This is a genomic window from Stenotrophomonas sp. STK17_22, assembly GCF_051983905.1.
GTDB classification, from domain to species: Bacteria; Pseudomonadota; Gammaproteobacteria; order Xanthomonadales; family Xanthomonadaceae; genus Stenotrophomonas; species Stenotrophomonas maltophilia_A.
The window spans coordinates 5016089-5032267 of the sequence record NZ_CP197010.1; the positions used below are offsets into that span (position 1 = coordinate 5016089).

At 67.0% G+C, this 16179-nt stretch carries 14 protein-coding genes and 1 pseudogene; 6 read left to right on the top strand and 9 right to left on the bottom strand.

The window, feature by feature from the left end; all coding sequences use genetic code 11:
* Positions 1–57: 57 nt before the first annotated feature.
* Positions 58–522 (top strand): hypothetical protein, encoded by a 465-nt coding sequence (locus tag ACSYS9_RS23325; protein ID WP_014038879.1) that lies wholly within the window; start codon positions 58–60, stop codon positions 520–522.
* 694 nt (positions 523–1216) lie between these two features.
* Here the strand turns inward: ACSYS9_RS23325 and ACSYS9_RS23330 are convergent.
* The 4 genes from ACSYS9_RS23330 to ACSYS9_RS23345 all read right to left on the bottom strand — a co-directional run bounded on the left by ACSYS9_RS23330 (position 1217) and on the right by ACSYS9_RS23345 (position 6822).
* Complete coding sequence (locus ACSYS9_RS23330) at positions 1217–3016, bottom strand: DUF885 domain-containing protein (protein WP_071228548.1); 1800 nt, start codon at positions 3014–3016, stop codon at positions 1217–1219.
* A 205-nt stretch (positions 3017–3221) separates the two neighbouring features.
* Positions 3222–3737 carry a cytochrome c oxidase assembly factor Coa1 family protein gene (locus ACSYS9_RS23335; RefSeq protein WP_032129126.1) on the bottom strand — a complete coding sequence of 172 codons (516 nt, stop codon included), beginning with the start codon at positions 3735–3737 and terminating at the stop codon, positions 3222–3224.
* Positions 3738–3762: 25 nt separating this feature from the next.
* Positions 3763–5988, bottom strand: a complete 2226-nt coding sequence (locus ACSYS9_RS23340) for a S9 family peptidase (RefSeq protein ID WP_071228549.1) — start codon at positions 5986–5988, stop codon at positions 3763–3765.
* A gap of 144 nt (positions 5989–6132) precedes the next feature.
* On the bottom strand, positions 6133–6822 hold the full coding sequence (locus tag ACSYS9_RS23345) for a glutathione binding-like protein (protein WP_032129128.1): 690 nt from the start codon (positions 6820–6822) through the stop codon (positions 6133–6135).
* Between the two features lie 112 nt (positions 6823–6934).
* On the opposite strand from ACSYS9_RS23345, the gene ACSYS9_RS23350 reads away from it, so the two are divergent.
* Both ACSYS9_RS23350 and ACSYS9_RS23355 read left to right on the top strand, forming a co-directional pair.
* On the top strand, positions 6935–7543 hold the full coding sequence (locus ACSYS9_RS23350; protein WP_071228550.1) for a TIGR00645 family protein: 609 nt from the start codon (positions 6935–6937) through the stop codon (positions 7541–7543).
* Between the two features lie 201 nt (positions 7544–7744).
* The gene (locus tag ACSYS9_RS23355; RefSeq protein ID WP_071228551.1) at positions 7745–8746 is read left to right on the top strand and encodes an energy transducer TonB; all 1002 of its coding nucleotides are present in this window, start codon (positions 7745–7747) and stop codon (positions 8744–8746) included.
* A gap of 84 nt (positions 8747–8830) precedes the next feature.
* Here the strand turns inward: ACSYS9_RS23355 and ACSYS9_RS23360 are convergent, their stop codons facing one another.
* Entirely contained in the window at positions 8831–9085 is a 255-nt protein-coding gene (locus ACSYS9_RS23360) for a hypothetical protein (RefSeq protein ID WP_049462828.1), read from the bottom strand.
* Positions 9086–9162: 77 nt separating this feature from the next.
* Here ACSYS9_RS23360 and ACSYS9_RS23365 point away from each other — a divergent pair, with 77 nt between their 5' ends.
* Positions 9163–9960: an AraC family transcriptional regulator gene (locus ACSYS9_RS23365; RefSeq protein ID WP_071228552.1), complete on the top strand. Its 798-nt coding sequence runs from the start codon at positions 9163–9165 to the stop codon at positions 9958–9960.
* A 101-nt stretch (positions 9961–10061) separates the two neighbouring features.
* Positions 10062–10760 (top strand): transposase, encoded by a 699-nt coding sequence (locus ACSYS9_RS23370; RefSeq protein WP_071228553.1) that lies wholly within the window; start codon positions 10062–10064, stop codon positions 10758–10760.
* A 34-nt stretch (positions 10761–10794) separates the two neighbouring features.
* On the opposite strand, the gene ACSYS9_RS23375 is transcribed toward ACSYS9_RS23370, so the two are convergent.
* The 4 genes and pseudogenes from ACSYS9_RS23375 to ACSYS9_RS23390 form a co-directional block, all read right to left on the bottom strand.
* Positions 10795–11979 carry an ABC transporter permease gene (locus tag ACSYS9_RS23375; RefSeq protein WP_071228554.1) on the bottom strand — a complete coding sequence of 395 codons (1185 nt, stop codon included), beginning with the start codon at positions 11977–11979 and terminating at the stop codon, positions 10795–10797.
* Entirely contained in the window at positions 11976–12722 is a 747-nt protein-coding gene (locus tag ACSYS9_RS23380) for an ABC transporter ATP-binding protein (RefSeq protein WP_012512433.1), read from the bottom strand. Before ACSYS9_RS23380 ends, ACSYS9_RS23375 begins: the two co-directional genes overlap by 4 nt.
* Entirely contained in the window at positions 12719–14245 is a 1527-nt protein-coding gene (locus ACSYS9_RS23385) for an alpha/beta hydrolase (RefSeq protein WP_071228555.1), read from the bottom strand. Before ACSYS9_RS23385 ends, ACSYS9_RS23380 begins: the two co-directional genes overlap by 4 nt.
* Before the next feature lie 68 nt (positions 14246–14313).
* A pseudogene (locus ACSYS9_RS23390) lies at positions 14314–15516 on the bottom strand (diguanylate cyclase).
* Between the two features lie 154 nt (positions 15517–15670).
* On the opposite strand from ACSYS9_RS23390, the gene ACSYS9_RS23395 reads away from it, so the two are divergent.
* Entirely contained in the window at positions 15671–16156 is a 486-nt protein-coding gene (locus tag ACSYS9_RS23395; protein ID WP_071228558.1) for a DUF1203 domain-containing protein, read from the top strand.
* The last annotated feature ends 23 nt before the right edge of the window (positions 16157–16179 follow it).

Genomic DNA, 16179 nt, shown 5'->3' on the forward strand with positions numbered 1-16179 from the left:
GGCGCCGATTCAGAGTGGCCCGCCGATGATCGCAACCAGTCCTACAGGGGTCGTGCCATGAACATCCGTTGGGCCGCGTTGGCGGCCATCCTGCTGGTCGCCGCCGGCTGTGCCAGTACCTCCAAGGTGATGCTGGGCCGCGCCCGCGCACCGATCGATCCGGCGCTGGTGCAGATCTATTCGACGCCACCGGCCGGTTCCCAGGAAATCGCCCAGCTGGAATCGGCGTCCGCCGTCGGCTTCGGCACCCAGGGCCAGACCGATGCCGCCGTGGCACGCCTGAAGCGTGAGGCCGCAGCGCTGGGCGCCAATGGCGTGGTGTTGATGGGCGTGGGCAGCAGTGGCTCGCCGGTGGGCATGTCGGTCGGCGCCGGCACGTTCGGCTCGCACGTCGGTGGCGGCGTCGGCATCGGTATTCCGACCACGCAGAAGCGCGCCGCCGGCGTCGCGATCTGGGTGCCGAATCCGGCACCGCCCGCGCGGTTGCCGACACAAGTGATTACGCCGCAACCGCAGCGGTGACCCGAGAGGGTCACCGCCGGTAGTGCCGGCCGCTGGCCGGCAACCTCAGAAATCCTCTTCGCCCAAGGGAAATGCCGGCCAGCGGCCGGCACTACCCCTGCAATAACCGACGCATCGCTCTGGTAGGTGCCAACCTTGGTTGGCACAAAACCCGCGGCGCCGACCAAGGTCGGCATCTACCAACGGCAATTGCCGGCCAGCGGCCGGCACTACCCCTGCAACAACCGACGCTTCGCTCTGGTAGGTGCCAACCTTGGTTGGCGCGAAACCCGCGGCGCCGACCAAGGTCGGCATCTACCAACGGCAATTGCCGGCCAGCGGCCGGCACTACCCCTGCAATAACCGACGCACCGCTCTGGTAGGTGCCAACCTTGGTTGGCACGAAACCCACAGCGCCGACCAAGGTCGGCATCTACCAACGGCAATTGCCGGCCAGCGGCCGGCACTACCCCTGTAACAACCGACGTATCGCTCTGGTAGGTGCCAACCTTGGTTGGCACGAAACCCGCCGCGCCGACCAAGGTCGGCATCTACCAACGGCGATTGCCGGCCAGCGGCCGGCACTACCCCTGCAATAACCGACGCATCGCTCTGGTAGGTGCCAACCTTGGTTGGCACGAAACCCACAGCGCCGACCAAGGTCGGCATCTACCAACGGCGCTTGCCGGCCAGTGGCCGGCACTACCGGTGATGCTCAGCGCTTGTACTTCGGCACGAACACCTTGTTCACCGCATCGGCCAGCTGGTCCGGCGGCAGCAGGCCCTGGTCGAGCAGGAAGTTGTTGAACGCCAGGCGGTCGAACTTCGCGCCCAGTGCCAGCTCGGTCTGCATGCGCAGTTCCAGGATGCGGGTGTAGCCGTAGAAGTAGCTGCCGGCCTGGCCTGGCATGCGCACCATGTAGCGGTCCAGTTCCTGGGTGGCCATCGCCTTGGACAGGCCGACCTGCTCGATCAGCACGCGCTCGCCGTTGGCACGATCGGTCAGGCCAAGGTTGAGCATCGGGTCCAGCATCGCGCGCGCGGCCCGCAGCAGGCGGAACTGCAGGGCGATCATCTGCCCGTCCAGCGGCTCGTACGGCACCATCTCGGCTTCGGCATACAACGCCCAACCTTCCACGTTCACCGAATTGAACGCGAACATGGTGCGTGCCAGCGACACGCCGCGCTCGACCATGGCGGTGAACTGCAGCTCGTGGCCGGGGCGGCCTTCATGCGCGCTCAGCGTCCACGCCGCCGCGCCGAAGTTGAAGTCGTCGTACTGCGCACCCGGACCGGCGGCCGGATTGCCCAGCGGCAGCACGAAGGTGCCCTGCTGCCCGGTGTTGTTGACCAGCGGCGCCGGCAGGAAGTGCGGCGCCGGGCTGGCGGCGCTCTCGGCGGCCGAACCCAGTCGCATCTGCATGGCACGCTTGGGCACGTCGACGATGGCGTGCTCGCGGATCAGCGGATCGATCGCGTCGATCACCTTGCGGTAGTGGCCTTCCAGATGATCGTCGGCGATCTTGTCGGCCTTCAGCGCGCGGATCACCGCCACCGGGTCGCTCGGGTCGGCCACCTTCAGGCCCTTGTCCTTCGCCACCAGCGGCGCCAGCTGCTGCATCGCCGATCGGGTTTCCATGAACTCCAGCTGCGCGCGCTGCATCAACAGCTTCGGGTCGATGTCGATGCCGACCTGCTTGAGCTGGTAGGCGTACAGCGGCGCCGGCAGGCGTGCGTCGGCACGTGCCTTCGGCAGCACGGTCGTGCGCGTCCAGGCGGCGTAGTCCTTCATCTGCTCGGCCAGCGCCTTCATTGCTTCATCGGCACCGGCGATCTGGTACTTCTTCAGCAGCGACTCGATACCGGTGATGTAGGTCTCGACGTTGTCCAGCGACTGCTGCACTTCGATCTTTGTCGGCTGCAGCAGGCTGCTGTCCTTCAAGCGCTCTTCATAGCGCTGGCGCGCCAGCGTTGTGAACGCGGTGCCGCCGGGCTGCAGGCCGGCATAGGCCTTGAGGCGGTCGATCGCCTTGGCCCGGCGCTCGGCCGGCACCTGGTCGGACAGCAGCAGGTTGAGGCCGCTGAACACCGTCTGCGGCGCATCGCTCCACGGCAACAGGTACTTCTCGTTGAGCTCGCTGCCTTCGATGTTCTGGCTGGCGGCGTGGATCATGATCTCCAGGTCCTGGCGGACGTTGGGATCCTTTTCGGCGGCCAGCTTTGCCTTCAGTTCGTCGCGGGCCTTGGCCATCGCGGCGCGGTAGCGCTTGCCGTTGTCCGGGCCGAGGTCGGCCACCTTGTCGTCGTAGCCGGGAACGCCGAAGAAGCCGGTTTCTTCCGGCTGGAACGGCCCCTGCGCATCCAGCAGGATCTGTGCCAGGGCGTTGCTGCGTGCCACCCAGGCCGGGCTGGCGGGAGTCGCGGCCTTGGCGGCCGGCGCGGCCAAGGCCGGCGGTGCGGACAGCAACGGGGTGGCAGTCAGGGCCAGGGCAACAGCGAGCGCAATCGGCTTCATGGGACACTCCAGCAAAGGGTTGCCCGCAACTTACGCGCTCACGGCGATGGCGACAATCGGCTGGAGGTCACGGCGCGGCTGATGGGTAGAGTCGACTGTCAGTCGACTATCGCGCGCAGCGCGGGGTTTTCAGGCGTCTTGTGGAGAGCAGTCGACTAACAGTCGACTCTACATGGCCGCCCTTACCCGGCCGCGCGACCTGCGGTCACAACGCGGCGGTGAGTGGGCATTCGCCACGCTCACGGCAGGCCTGCAGCTCGCACTCCCCCGCAGCCTCGTCGTCATCCAGTGCAGTCAGGTCGAAGGTCTGCTTGTCTTCGGCCAGTACATACATCACCGGGTAATCCCAGACTTCATCGCGACGGCTGCCCTGCACGAACAGCCGGCCGTGCGCATGCGGTCCTTCCAGCGCAACGGTCAGGCCGACGTCGCGCTGGCCGTTCATCGCGGTCTGCATGCTGCCCAGCGGCATCGATTCGATATGCAGCGGCTCGCCAAAGGCTTCCACCAGTTCGATGCTGCAGCCCGCGCGGCGCAACGCTTCGCGCATCGGCGGGCTCTCGCGTGCCGCCTCGCTCCAGCGCAGCACGCTCCAGGTCACCACGCCACCGGCGCCGCCCAGCACCAGCACCACCGTCAACGGCATCGCCCAGCGCCAATGACGGCACCACCAACCGGCGGACGTCTGTCGATGGGCGGGAATCGGTGGTGGCAGGGTCATCGGCGGGCTCCTTCCCGGCTGTGGATCAGGGTTTCAGGCAGCGTCCCAGGAAGGCTTCGGCCACGCGGTAGCGATGCAGCGCATCGGCACCGGACAGGCCATGCTTGGCACCCGGATAGGTCATCAGTTCGAACGGCTGTGCACGCTTCTGCAGCGCACTCATCAGGCTGGTCGAGTTGGTGAACAGTACGTTGTCATCGGCCATGCCGTGGATCAGCAGCAGCGGCGAACGCAGGCCGTCGATATGGGTCAGCACGCGTGCTTCGCGGTAACCCGCTTCGTTGCGCGCCGGCAGATCCATGTAGCGTTCGGTGTAGTGGCTGTCGTACAGGCCCCAATCGGTCACCGGCGCACCGGCCACGCCACAGGCGTACTGGTTCGAGGCCTTGGCCAGCAGCATCAGGGTCATGTAGCCACCGTTGGACCAGCCCTGCACGCCGATGCGCGCCGGGTCCACCCACGATTGCTGCTTCAGCCAGGTCACGCCGCGCAGCTGGTCGGTCACTTCCACCGTGCCCTGCTTGCCGTACAACGCGCCACCGAAGTCACGGCCACGTCGCGGGGTGCCGCGGTTGTCCAGCGAGAACACCACGTAGCCCTGCTGGGCCAGGTACTGGTTGAACAGGTGGTCGCCACGGCCGGGCCAGCTGTCGGTGACGGTCTGGCTGGCCGGGCCACCGTAGACGTACACCGCCACCGGGTAACGCTTGGACGGATCGAAGCCGGCCGGCTTGATCAGGCTGTAGTTGAGCGGGGTCTTGCCGTCGGCCGCGGTCAGCGTGCCGAACTCGATCGGGCGCTGTGCATCGCGGTAACGCGCATACGGATGCTTCGGGTCCGCCAGATCGTTCTCGAGCAGGGTGGCGATCTTCTCACCATTGGCGCGGAACAGTTCGATCTGCGGCGGCGTGGTGCTGTTGGACCAGCTGTCGACATAGACGCTGGCGTTGCGGGCGAAGCTGGCGCTGTGCATGCCCGGTGCCTTCGACAGGCGCTGCGGCTCACCGCCCTGCAGCGACACCGCGTAGATCTGGCTTTCGCGCGAGGTCTCGATGCCGGCGCGGAAGTAGGCCTTGCCAGCCTTCTCATCGACCGCCAGCAGTTCGTCTACCGGCCAGTTGCCGTGGGTCAACGCGGTGGCCTTGCCCTTGCTGTCGATGCGGTACAGATGGTGGAAACCGGTGCGCTCGGACGACCACAGCACGCTGCCGTCATCGAGGAAACGCAGGCTGTTGTGCAGCGGCACCCAGGTCGGGCTGGTTTCGTGCGCGAGCACGCGCTGGCGGTTGGAGTCGAGTGCCACTTCCACCAGGTCCAGCTGCTTCTGGTCACGCGACTGGCGCTGGAAGCTCAGGTGCTGCGCATCGCGCCAGTCGACGCGGGCCAGATAGATGTCCTGTTCCTTGCCGAGGTCGACCCAGCGCGGCTGCGCATCGGCGGCCGGTGCGATCACGCCCAGCTGCACGCGCACGTTGGCGTCGCCGGCGGCCGGGTAACGCTGCTCGATCACGTCGGTGCGGTCGGCGTAGACCTCGTAGCGCTTCTGCACCGGCACCGGTGCTTCATCGATGCGCGCGAAGGCGATGGCCGAATCATCCGGCGCCCACCAGTAGCCGGTGTGTCGGTCCATTTCCTCGTCGGCGACGAACTCGGCCACGCCGTTGCCGATGGTGGTGCTGCCGTCGCGGGTGAGCTGCAGCTGCTTGCCGCTGGCCAGGTCGATCACCCACAGGTTGCGGCCGCGGATGAAGCTGACGAAACCGCCCTTGGGCGACAGCTTGGCGTCGGTGGCGAATCCTTCACCGTGGGTCAGCTGGCGCACTGCGGCCTGGCCCTGCTGCTTGAGGTCGTACAGGTACAGCTCACCGCCCAACGGGAACAGCAGGCGCTGCGCGTCCGGCGACCACTGGTAATCGACGATACCGGTCATCGCGGCGATGCGCTGGCGCTCGCGGCGGGCCTTTTCCTCGTCGCTGAGGGTCTCGGTGCCGGGCAACACCACCTTCGAATCCACCAGCAGGCGGGTCTGGCCGCTGCCGATGTCGTAGGTCCACAGGTCCAGCTGGTTGCGGTCGCTGTCCTTGCCGCGCAGGAAGCTGACCTGCGAACCGTCGGGAGCGACCTTCGGCTTCATCAGGGTCGGGCCGGAAAGCGGCAGCGGGCCGGTGATGGCTTCCAGAGTCAGCTTTTCAGCGTGGGCGGCGGTACTGGTGGCGAGCATGAGGGCGAGCGAAGCGAACAGGTGGCGCATGGAGGATCCCGGCAAACGGCAGGTCCGCCACCGCGATGGACGCGGGGCGGTCAGCCTCCATCCTAACCAAGCCGGTGCGGGAAGGCAGCATGACCTTCTGCCCATGAGGCGTGCCGACCAACGGTCGGCACCCACCGTTCCGGGTCAACGCTGGCCGAACAGGTGCTTGCGCTCTTCGTCGCTGAGCGGCTTGCCGGCGTTGGGGTTCACCTGCTGGCGCAGGGCATAGGCGCGCTGGGTGGCCGGGCGTGCAGCAATCGCTTCGTGCCAGCGCTTGAGGTTCGGGAACGCGGCGAAATCCACCGGCAGCTTGTCGTAGGCGCCGATCCACGGGTAGCTGGCCATGTCGGCGATGGTGTACGCGTCGCCAGCCAGGAAGGCGTGCTGGGCCAGTCGCTTGTCCATCACCCCGTGCAGGCGGCGCACTTCGTTGTCGTAGCGCTCGATCGCGTAGGGGATCTTTTCCGGCGCATACACGTTGAAGTGGCCCATCTGGCCGCTCATCGGGCCCAGGCCGGCCATCTGCCAGAACAGCCACTCCAGAGTGGTGACGCGGCCGCGCGGGTCGCTGGGCAGGAACTGGCCGGTCTTCTCGGCCAGATACAGCAGGATCGCGCCGGACTCGAACACGCTCTGCGGGGCGCCGCCATCGGCCGGGGCGTGGTCGACAATCGCAGGCATCTTGTTGTTGGGCGAAATGGCGAGGAATTCCGGCTTGAACTGGTCGCCCGAGCCGATGTTGACCGGATGGATGCGGTACTCCAGGCCGGCTTCTTCCAGCAGCAGGGTCACTTTGTGGCCGTTCGGGGTGGGCCAGTAATACAGGTCGATCATGGCGGCGGCTCGGGGTGCGGAAAGGAACCTGAAGTCTAGTGCGAGAGTTGGGTTGGCACCGTCACGACGGGCCGGTAACCTCGCCTCTCCCCCGCAACGCAGCATCCTCCGCATGAGTGCAAACCGCCCGCCGCTCTCCCCGCTGTCCACGCTGATCTTCGCCTCGCGCTGGCTGCAGCTGCCGCTGTACCTGGGCCTGATCGTGGCGCAGTGCGTCTATGTGTTCCTGTTCGGCAAGGAACTGTGGCACCTGATCTCGCATTCGGCCTCGATGGGCGAACAGCAGATCATGCTGATCGTGCTGGGCCTGATCGACGTGGTGATGATCTCCAACCTGCTGGTGATGGTGATCGTCGGTGGCTACGAGACCTTCGTCTCGCGCCTGCGCCTGGAAGGCCATCCGGACCAGCCGGAATGGCTGAGCCACGTCAATGCCAGCGTGCTGAAAGTGAAGCTGGCAATGGCGATCATCGGCATCTCCTCGATCCACCTGCTGAAGACCTTCATCGCCAGTGGCGCGCTGGGTGGCATCCCACTGTGCACGCCGGAGCAGATGAGCGTGGCCGCCGCCAACATCGGTGTCGCCCGCTGCTCGATGCTGACCCAGGACGGCGTGCTGTGGCAGACCATCATCCACTGCGTGTTCATCCTGTCGGCGATCGGTATTGCCTGGACCGACAAGCTGATGTCCAACAGCCACAGCAAGTCGCACGACCACTGATGCGGCAACCGGCAGCGGTCCTTCGCCGCTGCCCCATCCCGGCCCCTGCCCCTTGTACGCGGCGGTGGCCGGGATGCTAGATTGCACCCTCGCCGTTGCCGGCGGTGGCGTCGGGAAACGTCATCGTTCCGCGCCCGGACCACAGGTCCCGGCCATGCGTATCAATGATTTACGTCACGTCGTCTTCTAGAGGGGAGCAGGATGTCGCACGTCTCAACGATCACCGCCGCGCGCCGGTGGCTGCTGGTTGCTTTGGCACTGGCGCTGGCCGCCTGCTCGGGAAAGGAAGAATCTGCAGCACCGGCCCCGGCCGCCGCACCCGCCGCCGCTGTACCGGCCGCACCGGTGGTCGCCGCCAAGGTGCAGTCCATGGGCACCGAACAGCTGCGTGAATCCGCCAGCCAGGCACTGCGCGAGAACCGCATGTACGCGCCGGCCGGCGACAACGCCATCGAGTACTACCTCGCCCTGCGCGACAAGACACCGGACGACGCGTCGGTGAAGAGCGCGCTGACCGACCTGCTGCCTTACACCCTGATCGCCGCCGAGCAGCACCTGGGCCGCGAGGACTACACCGAGGCGCAGCGCCTGGTGGCACTGATCGAGAAGGTGGACGCCTCCGCTCCCGCCCTGCCGCGCCTGAAGGAAGGCCTGGCCAAGGGCGTGGAAAATGCGGCCAAGCGCACCGAGACCGAAGCCGAGAAGGCCAAGAAGGACGCCGAAGACCGGACCAAGCAGCAGGCCGAACAGCAGCGCCTGACCGAGCAGCGCGCCAAGGAAGCCGATGCGGCCAAGCAGATTGCCGCGCAGCAGGATGCCGCACGCCGCGACAACGAGCGCCAGGAGGCCGAGCGCCAGGCCGCGGCCCGTCGCGATGCCGAACAGAAACAGCAGCAGGCAGCCGCCCAACAGGCCAGCGCCGCACGCCAGGCAGCCGCCGCGGCAGCTCCCACCCTCCGCCCGGTCAGCACGCCGGCGCCGCGCTATCCGGCCGAGGCACTGCGTTCGGGAACGTCGGGCGAAGTGCTGGTGGAGATCACCGTCGGCACCGACGGCTCAGTGGTCAGCGCCCGCGTGCTGCGCGCGACGTCGGGACGGACCTTCGACCGCGAAGCCCTGAACGCGGTCAAGCGCTGGCGCTTCGAGCCGGTCAACGCGCCGGTCACCACCCGCCGCACCCTGGTATTCGCACCGGGCGGCTGACCGCAAAAAAGGGGACGGAGGGGATTAAGTCGTTTCTGCCACCTCCATGACGCCAAGGCCCGGTCCGTCCGGGCCTTGTCCGTTTCAGGCAGCGCCATCAATCAGGCGCTGCAACGCCGGATCGCGCGCAGCCAGCACCTGGAACAGGCCTAGCGCATGCAGGCCGGGCAGCAACGCACGCAGGTCGGCTTCGGCAGTGGCGCGGGTGGCATCATCGCTGGTGGGATCCTGCCAGGCACGGACGCTGGCCAGGAAGGCACCGACGCTGCCCTTGCGCACGGTGAGGCCATTTACCTGCACCTCGTTCTGATGGTCCGGAAGAATGTCCTGTGGCTGCATGGGGAAGCGCTCCGTTGAAGTGGGCTCCAGTGTCGGAGCCCGGACGCGACGTTTCTGCCGTATAACTGCCAATTGATATGGCAGATCAGACAACCACCGCATTGATTGACCCGGCGCTGGCCAATGCCGCCGACGGGCCTGCGTTGCTGGGGGCGCAGCTGCGCCTGCCGGGTCCGCGCCGCACGGCACGCCACCAGCACGCCCGCGGGCAGCTGCTGGGTGCACATCAGGGCCTGCTACGGATCGAGGTGGGCGACCTGCACTGGCTGCTGCCGGCGGGTCATGTCGCCTGGATACCACCTTCGCTGCCCCACGCTCTGGCCAGTACCAGCGCGTTCGACGGCTGGAGCCTGTACTTCAGCGCGCAGGCCTGCACCGACCTGCCTGCAGCCCCTCGCATCTTCCAGCCGGGGCCGCTGCTGCAGGCCGCGGTGATTCGGGCGCTGCAGTGGCCGCATGTTCCACTGGATGCCACACAGGCACGACTGGCCGGTGTGATCGCCGATGAGATTGCCGCCAGCAAGCCTCTGCCGCTTGCCCTGCCACAACCGCGTGACCGGCGACTGCAGAAACTTGCCGCCGCACTGGCGCGCGCACCGCACGACAACCGCAGCATCGAGGACTGGGCCGCCAGCAGCGGTCTGTCCAGCCGCAGCCTCGCCCGCCATTGGCTGGCCGAGACCGGCCTGTCGCCAAGCCAGTGGCGGCAACGCCTGCGGGTGCTGCTGGCACTGCCACGCCTGCTGTCCGGCGAGCCGGTGATCAGCGTCGCGCTGTCGATGGGCTACGACACACCCAGTGCCTTCATCGCCGTGTTCAAGCGCGAGATGGGGGTGACGCCTGCGCGGTATGGAAAAGGGGACGGAGGGGATTAAGTCGCTTCTGCCCTCCCCCATATCAACTCGCGGCATCGCCTGATGCCCTTCGCGGTCACGGAGGCGGCAGGCTGATGATTCCTTGAACCCCCTGAACTGCCATGCCTCGACAAGCACGCCTGATGTTGGCCGAACAGCCGTATCACGTAACCCAGCGCGGTGTGAACAAGGGGGCGATCTTCGTTGACGATATCGACCGCCAGCTGTTTCTGCACCTTTTGCACAGCGCCTTCCTGAAACATCAGGTCGCGCTGCATGCCTACGTATTGATGGGCAATCACGTCCATCTATTGGCCACACCCTCCACTCAGGCCGGCTTGGCCAACGCGATGCGGATGCAGGGCAACAACTATGTCCAGGCGTTCAATCAGCGGCATGAGCGCAGCGGACCACTCTGGCAGGGCCGCTTCCATTCTTCGATGGTGGACAGCGACGCCTATCTGCTCAGCGTCTATCGCTACATCGAACTCAATCCGGTTCGTGCAGGCATGACAGGCGCCCCGGAGGATCACCCATGGTCGAGCGTGCATGGAAACCTGCAGCGCCGCGATGATCCGATGCTGACAGAACACCCCGCCTTTCAGGCACTGGCCTCGACCAAGCGACAGCGGACGACGCTCTATGCGCAGTTCCTGCGGGACGTGAACGCGTCCGCCGACCTGCCGGCAATACGCGCGCACAGTGCCGGGCAGCATCCGTTGGGAAATGCAGCTTACCTGCGGATGGTGGAACAGACACTGGGCCGCCCCGTGGTGCTGCGCAAGCGGGGGCGCCCTCAGAAGAAGGGGGCGGAGGGTTAAAAACGACTTAATCCCCTCCGTCCCCTTTTTGCAGTCAGCCCGAGATCGCCAGGCGCTCGTTGTGGTAACGGCGCACGGCGGCGAACCACAGCAGTGCGGCCAGGCCGAGGCTGGCACCGAGATAGATGGCCCAGACCGACGGCGTGATGGTCTCGTGGCGGATCACCTTCAACAGCATCTGGTTCTGCGACAGGAACGGCACGGCGTACTGCCACAGCTCGCTCTTCAGCGGATAGGCCACCAGCGCGTAGCCGGGCATCATCGGCAACAGCATCAGCCAGGTCATGTGGCTCTGCGCTTCCTTCATGCTCTTGGCCGCCGCCGACAGGAAGGTCAGCAGCGAGGTGCCGATCATCAGCATCGGCAGCATCACCAGCAGCATCTGCAGCATCGAGGCGACGTTCATGTTGAACTGGCGGCCGATGTTGCCGGGCGCGATCTGTGCGCTCACCTTGAACGCCACCAGGGTCAGCAGCAGCGATACGAACCCGACCACGCAGGCGGCGGCGATCTTGCCGCTGACAATGGCGCTGCGCGAGCCGGGCGTGGCCAGCAGCGGTTCCAGTGACTGCCGCTCGCGCTCGCCGGCGGTGGCATCCATCACCAGATAGGCGCCGCCGATGAACGAGGTCAGCGTGAGCAGCACCGGCAGCAGCATCGACAGGATCATGCCGCGCTTGGCCTCGGCACTGGCCAGGTCCTGGCGCGCCACATCCAGCGGCCGCGCCACCTGTGCGTCGATGCCGCGCGCCATCAATCGCAGTGCCCCCACCTGGCCGTTGTAGGTGGCCAGTGCCGCCTCCAGACGTGCGCTGGGCACCTCGGCGGCACGACGGGTACTGTCCTTGATCACCTCCACCAGCGCCGGCTTGCCATCGGCCCAGTCCTTGCCGAAGTCATCGCTGATGCGCAGCGCCACGTCGATGTCCTGGCTGCGGATGGCCTCGGCCAGGTCCTTCGGTGCAGGTGCGGTGTTCAGCCCCTGCGCGGCGAGGAAACGCACCAGATTGGGGGCGTTGTCCGCACCGATGGTCGGAATCTGCAGCGGTTGTTCGATCTGGGTACGTACCCGGCTCTCGGCCAGCTTGCCCATGCCCAGCAGCAGCACCGGGTACAGCAGCGGCCCGAACAGCAGGGTCAGCAGCAGCGTGCGGCGATCACGGGAAAGGTCGCGCAGTTCCTTGCGCATCACCGTCATCAGGGTCGACATCATGCTCATGCGTGCAGGCCCTCTTCGCTGCCGATCAGTTTCACGAACGCGTCTTCCAGGTTGGATTCGCCGGCTTGCGCACGCAGTTCATCGGCGCTGCCGGCCGCCATCACCGTGCCCTTGGCGATGATCACGATGTGATCGCACAGCGCGGCCACCTCCTGCATGATGTGGCTGGACAGGATCACGCAGCGGCCCTCTTCGCGCAGGCCCAGCAGGAATCGCCGCAGCGCGCGCGTGGTCATCACGTCCAGGCCGTTGGTCGGTTCGTCGAGAATCACGTTGCGCGGGTCGTGCACCAGCGCGCGGGCGATCGCGGTCTTGGTGCGCTGGCCCTGCGAGAAGCCATCGGTCTGGCGGTCGAGGATGTCACCCATGTCCAGGGCATGCGACAGCACTTCGATGCGTTCGCGGATGCGCTCGGCCGACAGGCCATGCAGCTCGCCGAAGTAGGCGATGTTCTCGCGCGCGGTCAGGCGCTTGTAGACGCCACGCGCATCGGGAAGCACGCCAAGGTGGCGGCGTACTTCCACTGGATTGCGTGCGGCATCGACACCATCGACGCTGATGCTGCCTTGGTCCGGGGTCATCAGCGTGTACAGCATGCGCATGGTGGTGGTCTTGCCGGCACCATTGGGGCCCAGCAGGCCAGTGATGCGGCCGTCCTCGGCGCGGAAGCCGACGTTGGAGACCGCCTGGATGCGGCCGGTGCGGGTGTCGAAAGCCTTGTGCAGGTTGTCGGCGACGATCATGGTTCCCATCCGTTGAACGAGGTGAACGCCGGCACGTAGCTCAGCGTGTCCAGGCAGCCGGCATCCAGCGCCTTGGCATCGGTCTTGTCGATGAACTGGCCGAGCAGGCGCGGCATGCAGCCGGCACTCAGCGTGCCGTGGCCCTGGCCGCGGGCGACCAGCGCGCGGCCATTGGGCAGGCCCTTGAGGACCTGCTCGGCATAGCGCGGGGGTGTCACCGGGTCGAGTTCACCGGACAGCAGCAGCGCCGGTACGTCACTGCGCAGCGGCACGGCATTGGCCGCTGGCGCCGGCTGGTGCGGCCATACCGGGCAGGCCGCGAAGAAGGCACTGGCCACGTCGTTGCCGAACAGTCGCTCCGGGTCCTCGGCCGGCGCCTTGTAGCGCGGCGCATCCTCGCTGCAGATCACCGACCACTGCATGCCTCGGTTGATCTGGAAATCCATGCTGCGGTTCGCACCGCGTGCCAGCGAGGCCAGCGGTGCATAGCGGCCGTGCGCGGCTTCATCGAGCACCAGCGGCAGCAGCGAGGAATACTGCGGCACATAGGAGAAGGCGAACGCCAGGCCGATCACGCTGTCCGGACTCAGCACATCCTGCCGGGTCTGGTTGGTGCCGGGGTCGCGATACTCCACCGAGACCGGCGCACGGCGCAGGGTCTCGACCACGCTGCGCAGCTGCGCGCGGGTGTCGGTCGGGAAGCGTTTGCTGCAGGCGGCATCCTTGCGGCACTGCGCCGACTGCAGGGCGATCGCATCCTCGAACGTCGTGGCGAAGTCGCCGCCCACCACCAGTTCATTGGGCACTACGCCATCGATGACGATGCTGCGGGTGTGCTGCGGATAGGCACCGGCATAGCGCTGGGCCACGCGGGTACCGTAGGAGCCGCCGACCAGGTTGATCCGGTCCACGCCCAAGGCCTGGCGTACCGCATCCAGGTCGGCGATGGCATCGGTGGTCGTGTAGAAGCGGGCATCGGCACGCCCCTGCAGCGAGGCCGCGCAGCGCTGCGCGTAGTCGCGCAGCGACGCCTCGGTGGGAGCGGCGTCCTCGTCCATCTGCAGGTCCTTGCCGTCCGCGCCGAGGCAGCTGAGCGGGTTGGAGCCACCGGTACCCCGCTGGTCGACAAGGAAGATGTCGCGCTGCTTGCGCACCTGGCGCAGCGCGGTATCGACGATGACCGCCACTTCGCTGGCCGCCTGGCCGGGGCCACCGGCCAGGAAGAACACCGGATCGGGCTGGCTGGAGCCGCTGCTGCCCGATTCCAGCCAGGCGATGCGCAGGCCAATGCGTCGGCCATCGGGCTGGGCCCGGTCTTCCGGCACCTGCAGGGTGGCGCACTGCGCTTCCACGTTGGCGCTGGCGCCTTCGGTGGACAACGTGCAGGGCTGGAAGTCGATCGTGCCGAAACGGCGGCTGGGTGCATCGCTGGCGCTTTCGGCGCCGGGTGACGGTGACTGGCTGCAACCGGCAAGCATCAGGCTGGCCAACGCCGCGGCCAACGCGAGGTGGTGTCTTTGCATCGTGCTCGTTTCCCCTGGAGGACGTTCCTGGCAACCACGACGGGCTGCCGCGGAAGATGTGACTCAACTTACACGGGCACGGCGTCGTCGGCGATGGGCAGACGCGAAATCTCCGCGGGCGTGGCGCAGGCCAGGCGGTCGCGGCCTGCGGCCTTGGCCCGGTACAGCGCCACATCCGCCGCTGCCAGCAGCGTGGACAGGTCGCCATGGCCGTCGTCCATGGCCAGGCCGATGCTGGCGGTGACCGTCACCGGCCCGGTGCCCAGCCGCGCCGGCTTCTGCTGCAGATCGGTACGGATCGCGGCGGCCCACGCCATCGCTTCACCCTGTGTGCTGCCGGCCAGCACCAGCACGAACTCCTCGCCACCGTAGCGGCCCAGCAGCGTGTCGTGGCCCTGCAAACCATGCTGCAGCAGCGCAGCGAAGTGACGCAGTACCTAGTCACCGGCCAGGTGGCCCCAGCGGTCGTTGATCTGCTTGAAGTGATCGACGTCGACCAGCAACAGGGCCAGCGGCCGGCCCTGCCGACGCAGCCGCTGCAACTGCGCCTGGCCATCGGCCAGCACCGCGCTGCGGTTGAGCAGCCCGGTCAGGCCATCGGTGCGTGCCGCACGCCGCAGATCGACCAGCATGCGCTCGACCAGCAGCAGCACCATCGCGAAACATCGCGCCAGTTCCAGCATCACCCCGGCAATGTAGGTGACGAACATCGGCGTGCCGGTGCGCATGATGTCCTCACCGGCATCGGGCGCCACCGGCAGGAACAGGCGCACCGCGTACAGTGCCGCCTCGGCCAGGAACACCGCCGCCGCCAGACGGCAGCTGGTGCGCTGCTGCACGGGGGCATGCCGCAGCAGCAGCCATGCGATCCAGCCATCGACCAGCAGCGTGAACACACTGAACACCTGCAGGCGCACGCCCAGGTCCGGCCAGAGCACCAGGAAGGCGAAAATGCAGGCCATGAACGCGGCTGCCATCAACAACGGCCGCCACAGCGGCAGCGGCTGTTCCAGATGCAGCGCCACGCCGCGCAGCATCAGCACCGCGCAACCGGCCATCGCCGCATTCCCGGCCAGTATGACCGGCACCAACGGCAGGTAGGGGCGCAGCGCAAGCAGGGTCACGCCCAGGGTCAGCAGCCACAGGCTGGCGGTCCACAGGCGCAGCACCGGTTGCCCGCGCAGCACCACAAGCAGCAATGAGAACCCCACGGCGATGCCGATGCAGAGCAGGAAGCCAAGCACGGTGATGGTGGGGAAATCCAGGGACATGCGGCGCTCATCGGCCGGGGCGGCGCGCGCATCTTAGCGCCTTGCGGTGCGATACCCGTGGCACTGCCTGGCCCGATGGCGATGCCGGGTCTGAAAACGGCGAGCATGACGGCCGGTGCGTGCGCAGAATCCGGGGAAAACCAAGGAGACGCCCATGCATGCGTGGTACCTCGGTGGCCTCGACCACCGCCCCTTCCAGCACCTGTTCGAGAAGAGTGACACCGCGCTGGCTGCGCTGGGCATCCAGCGTCGCTGGGCCGGCGAAACAGGAGGACACCCCTGCCGGATCGGCCTGAGTGATCCGCCCAGTGGCAGCGAGCTGCTGCTGTTGTCCCATGTGCACCTGCCGCTGCACTCGCCCTATCACGCCTCGGGCCCGATCTTCGTGCAGCGTGGCGTAACGCGCTGCGTGCTGCCGCCGGGTGAGGTACCCGCCTATGTACAGCGCCGTACGATCTCGTTGCGCGCCTATGACCAGGCTGCATTGATGCTGGCCGCAGAGATCAGCGCGGGCGCTGATGTTGTCGCCCGGCTGGACGCGCTGTTTGCCGACCCTGCCGTGGCCTTCGTGCAACTGCACAACGCGGCCCACGGTTGCTTCTCATGCCAGGCGGATCGAGTGGGTATGGCGTCGACGTAGCAGGATCTCCACGACGTGATCGA

Excerpts from the sequence above, each read along its gene's own strand:
- ACSYS9_RS23325 (WP_014038879.1), top strand. The coding sequence starts at position 58 with ATGAACATCCGTTGGGCCGCGTTGGCGGCCATCCTGCTGGTCGCCGCC.
- ACSYS9_RS23330 (WP_071228548.1), bottom strand. The coding sequence starts at position 3,016 with ATGAAGCCGATTGCGCTCGCTGTTGCCCTGGCCCTGACTGCCACCCCG.
- ACSYS9_RS23335 (WP_032129126.1), bottom strand. The coding sequence starts at position 3,737 with ATGACCCTGCCACCACCGATTCCCGCCCATCGACAGACGTCCGCCGGT.
- ACSYS9_RS23340 (WP_071228549.1), bottom strand. The coding sequence starts at position 5,988 with ATGCGCCACCTGTTCGCTTCGCTCGCCCTCATGCTCGCCACCAGTACC.
- ACSYS9_RS23345 (WP_032129128.1), bottom strand. The coding sequence starts at position 6,822 with ATGATCGACCTGTATTACTGGCCCACCCCGAACGGCCACAAAGTGACC.
- ACSYS9_RS23350 (WP_071228550.1), top strand. The coding sequence starts at position 6,935 with ATGAGTGCAAACCGCCCGCCGCTCTCCCCGCTGTCCACGCTGATCTTC.
- ACSYS9_RS23355 (WP_071228551.1), top strand. The coding sequence starts at position 7,745 with ATGTCGCACGTCTCAACGATCACCGCCGCGCGCCGGTGGCTGCTGGTT.
- ACSYS9_RS23360 (WP_049462828.1), bottom strand. The coding sequence starts at position 9,085 with ATGCAGCCACAGGACATTCTTCCGGACCATCAGAACGAGGTGCAGGTA.
- ACSYS9_RS23365 (WP_071228552.1), top strand. The coding sequence starts at position 9,163 with ATGGCAGATCAGACAACCACCGCATTGATTGACCCGGCGCTGGCCAAT.
- ACSYS9_RS23370 (WP_071228553.1), top strand. The coding sequence starts at position 10,062 with ATGCCTCGACAAGCACGCCTGATGTTGGCCGAACAGCCGTATCACGTA.
- ACSYS9_RS23375 (WP_071228554.1), bottom strand. The coding sequence starts at position 11,979 with ATGAGCATGATGTCGACCCTGATGACGGTGATGCGCAAGGAACTGCGC.
- ACSYS9_RS23380 (WP_012512433.1), bottom strand. The coding sequence starts at position 12,722 with ATGATCGTCGCCGACAACCTGCACAAGGCTTTCGACACCCGCACCGGC.
- ACSYS9_RS23385 (WP_071228555.1), bottom strand. The coding sequence starts at position 14,245 with ATGCAAAGACACCACCTCGCGTTGGCCGCGGCGTTGGCCAGCCTGATG.
- ACSYS9_RS23395 (WP_071228558.1), top strand. The coding sequence starts at position 15,671 with ATGCATGCGTGGTACCTCGGTGGCCTCGACCACCGCCCCTTCCAGCAC.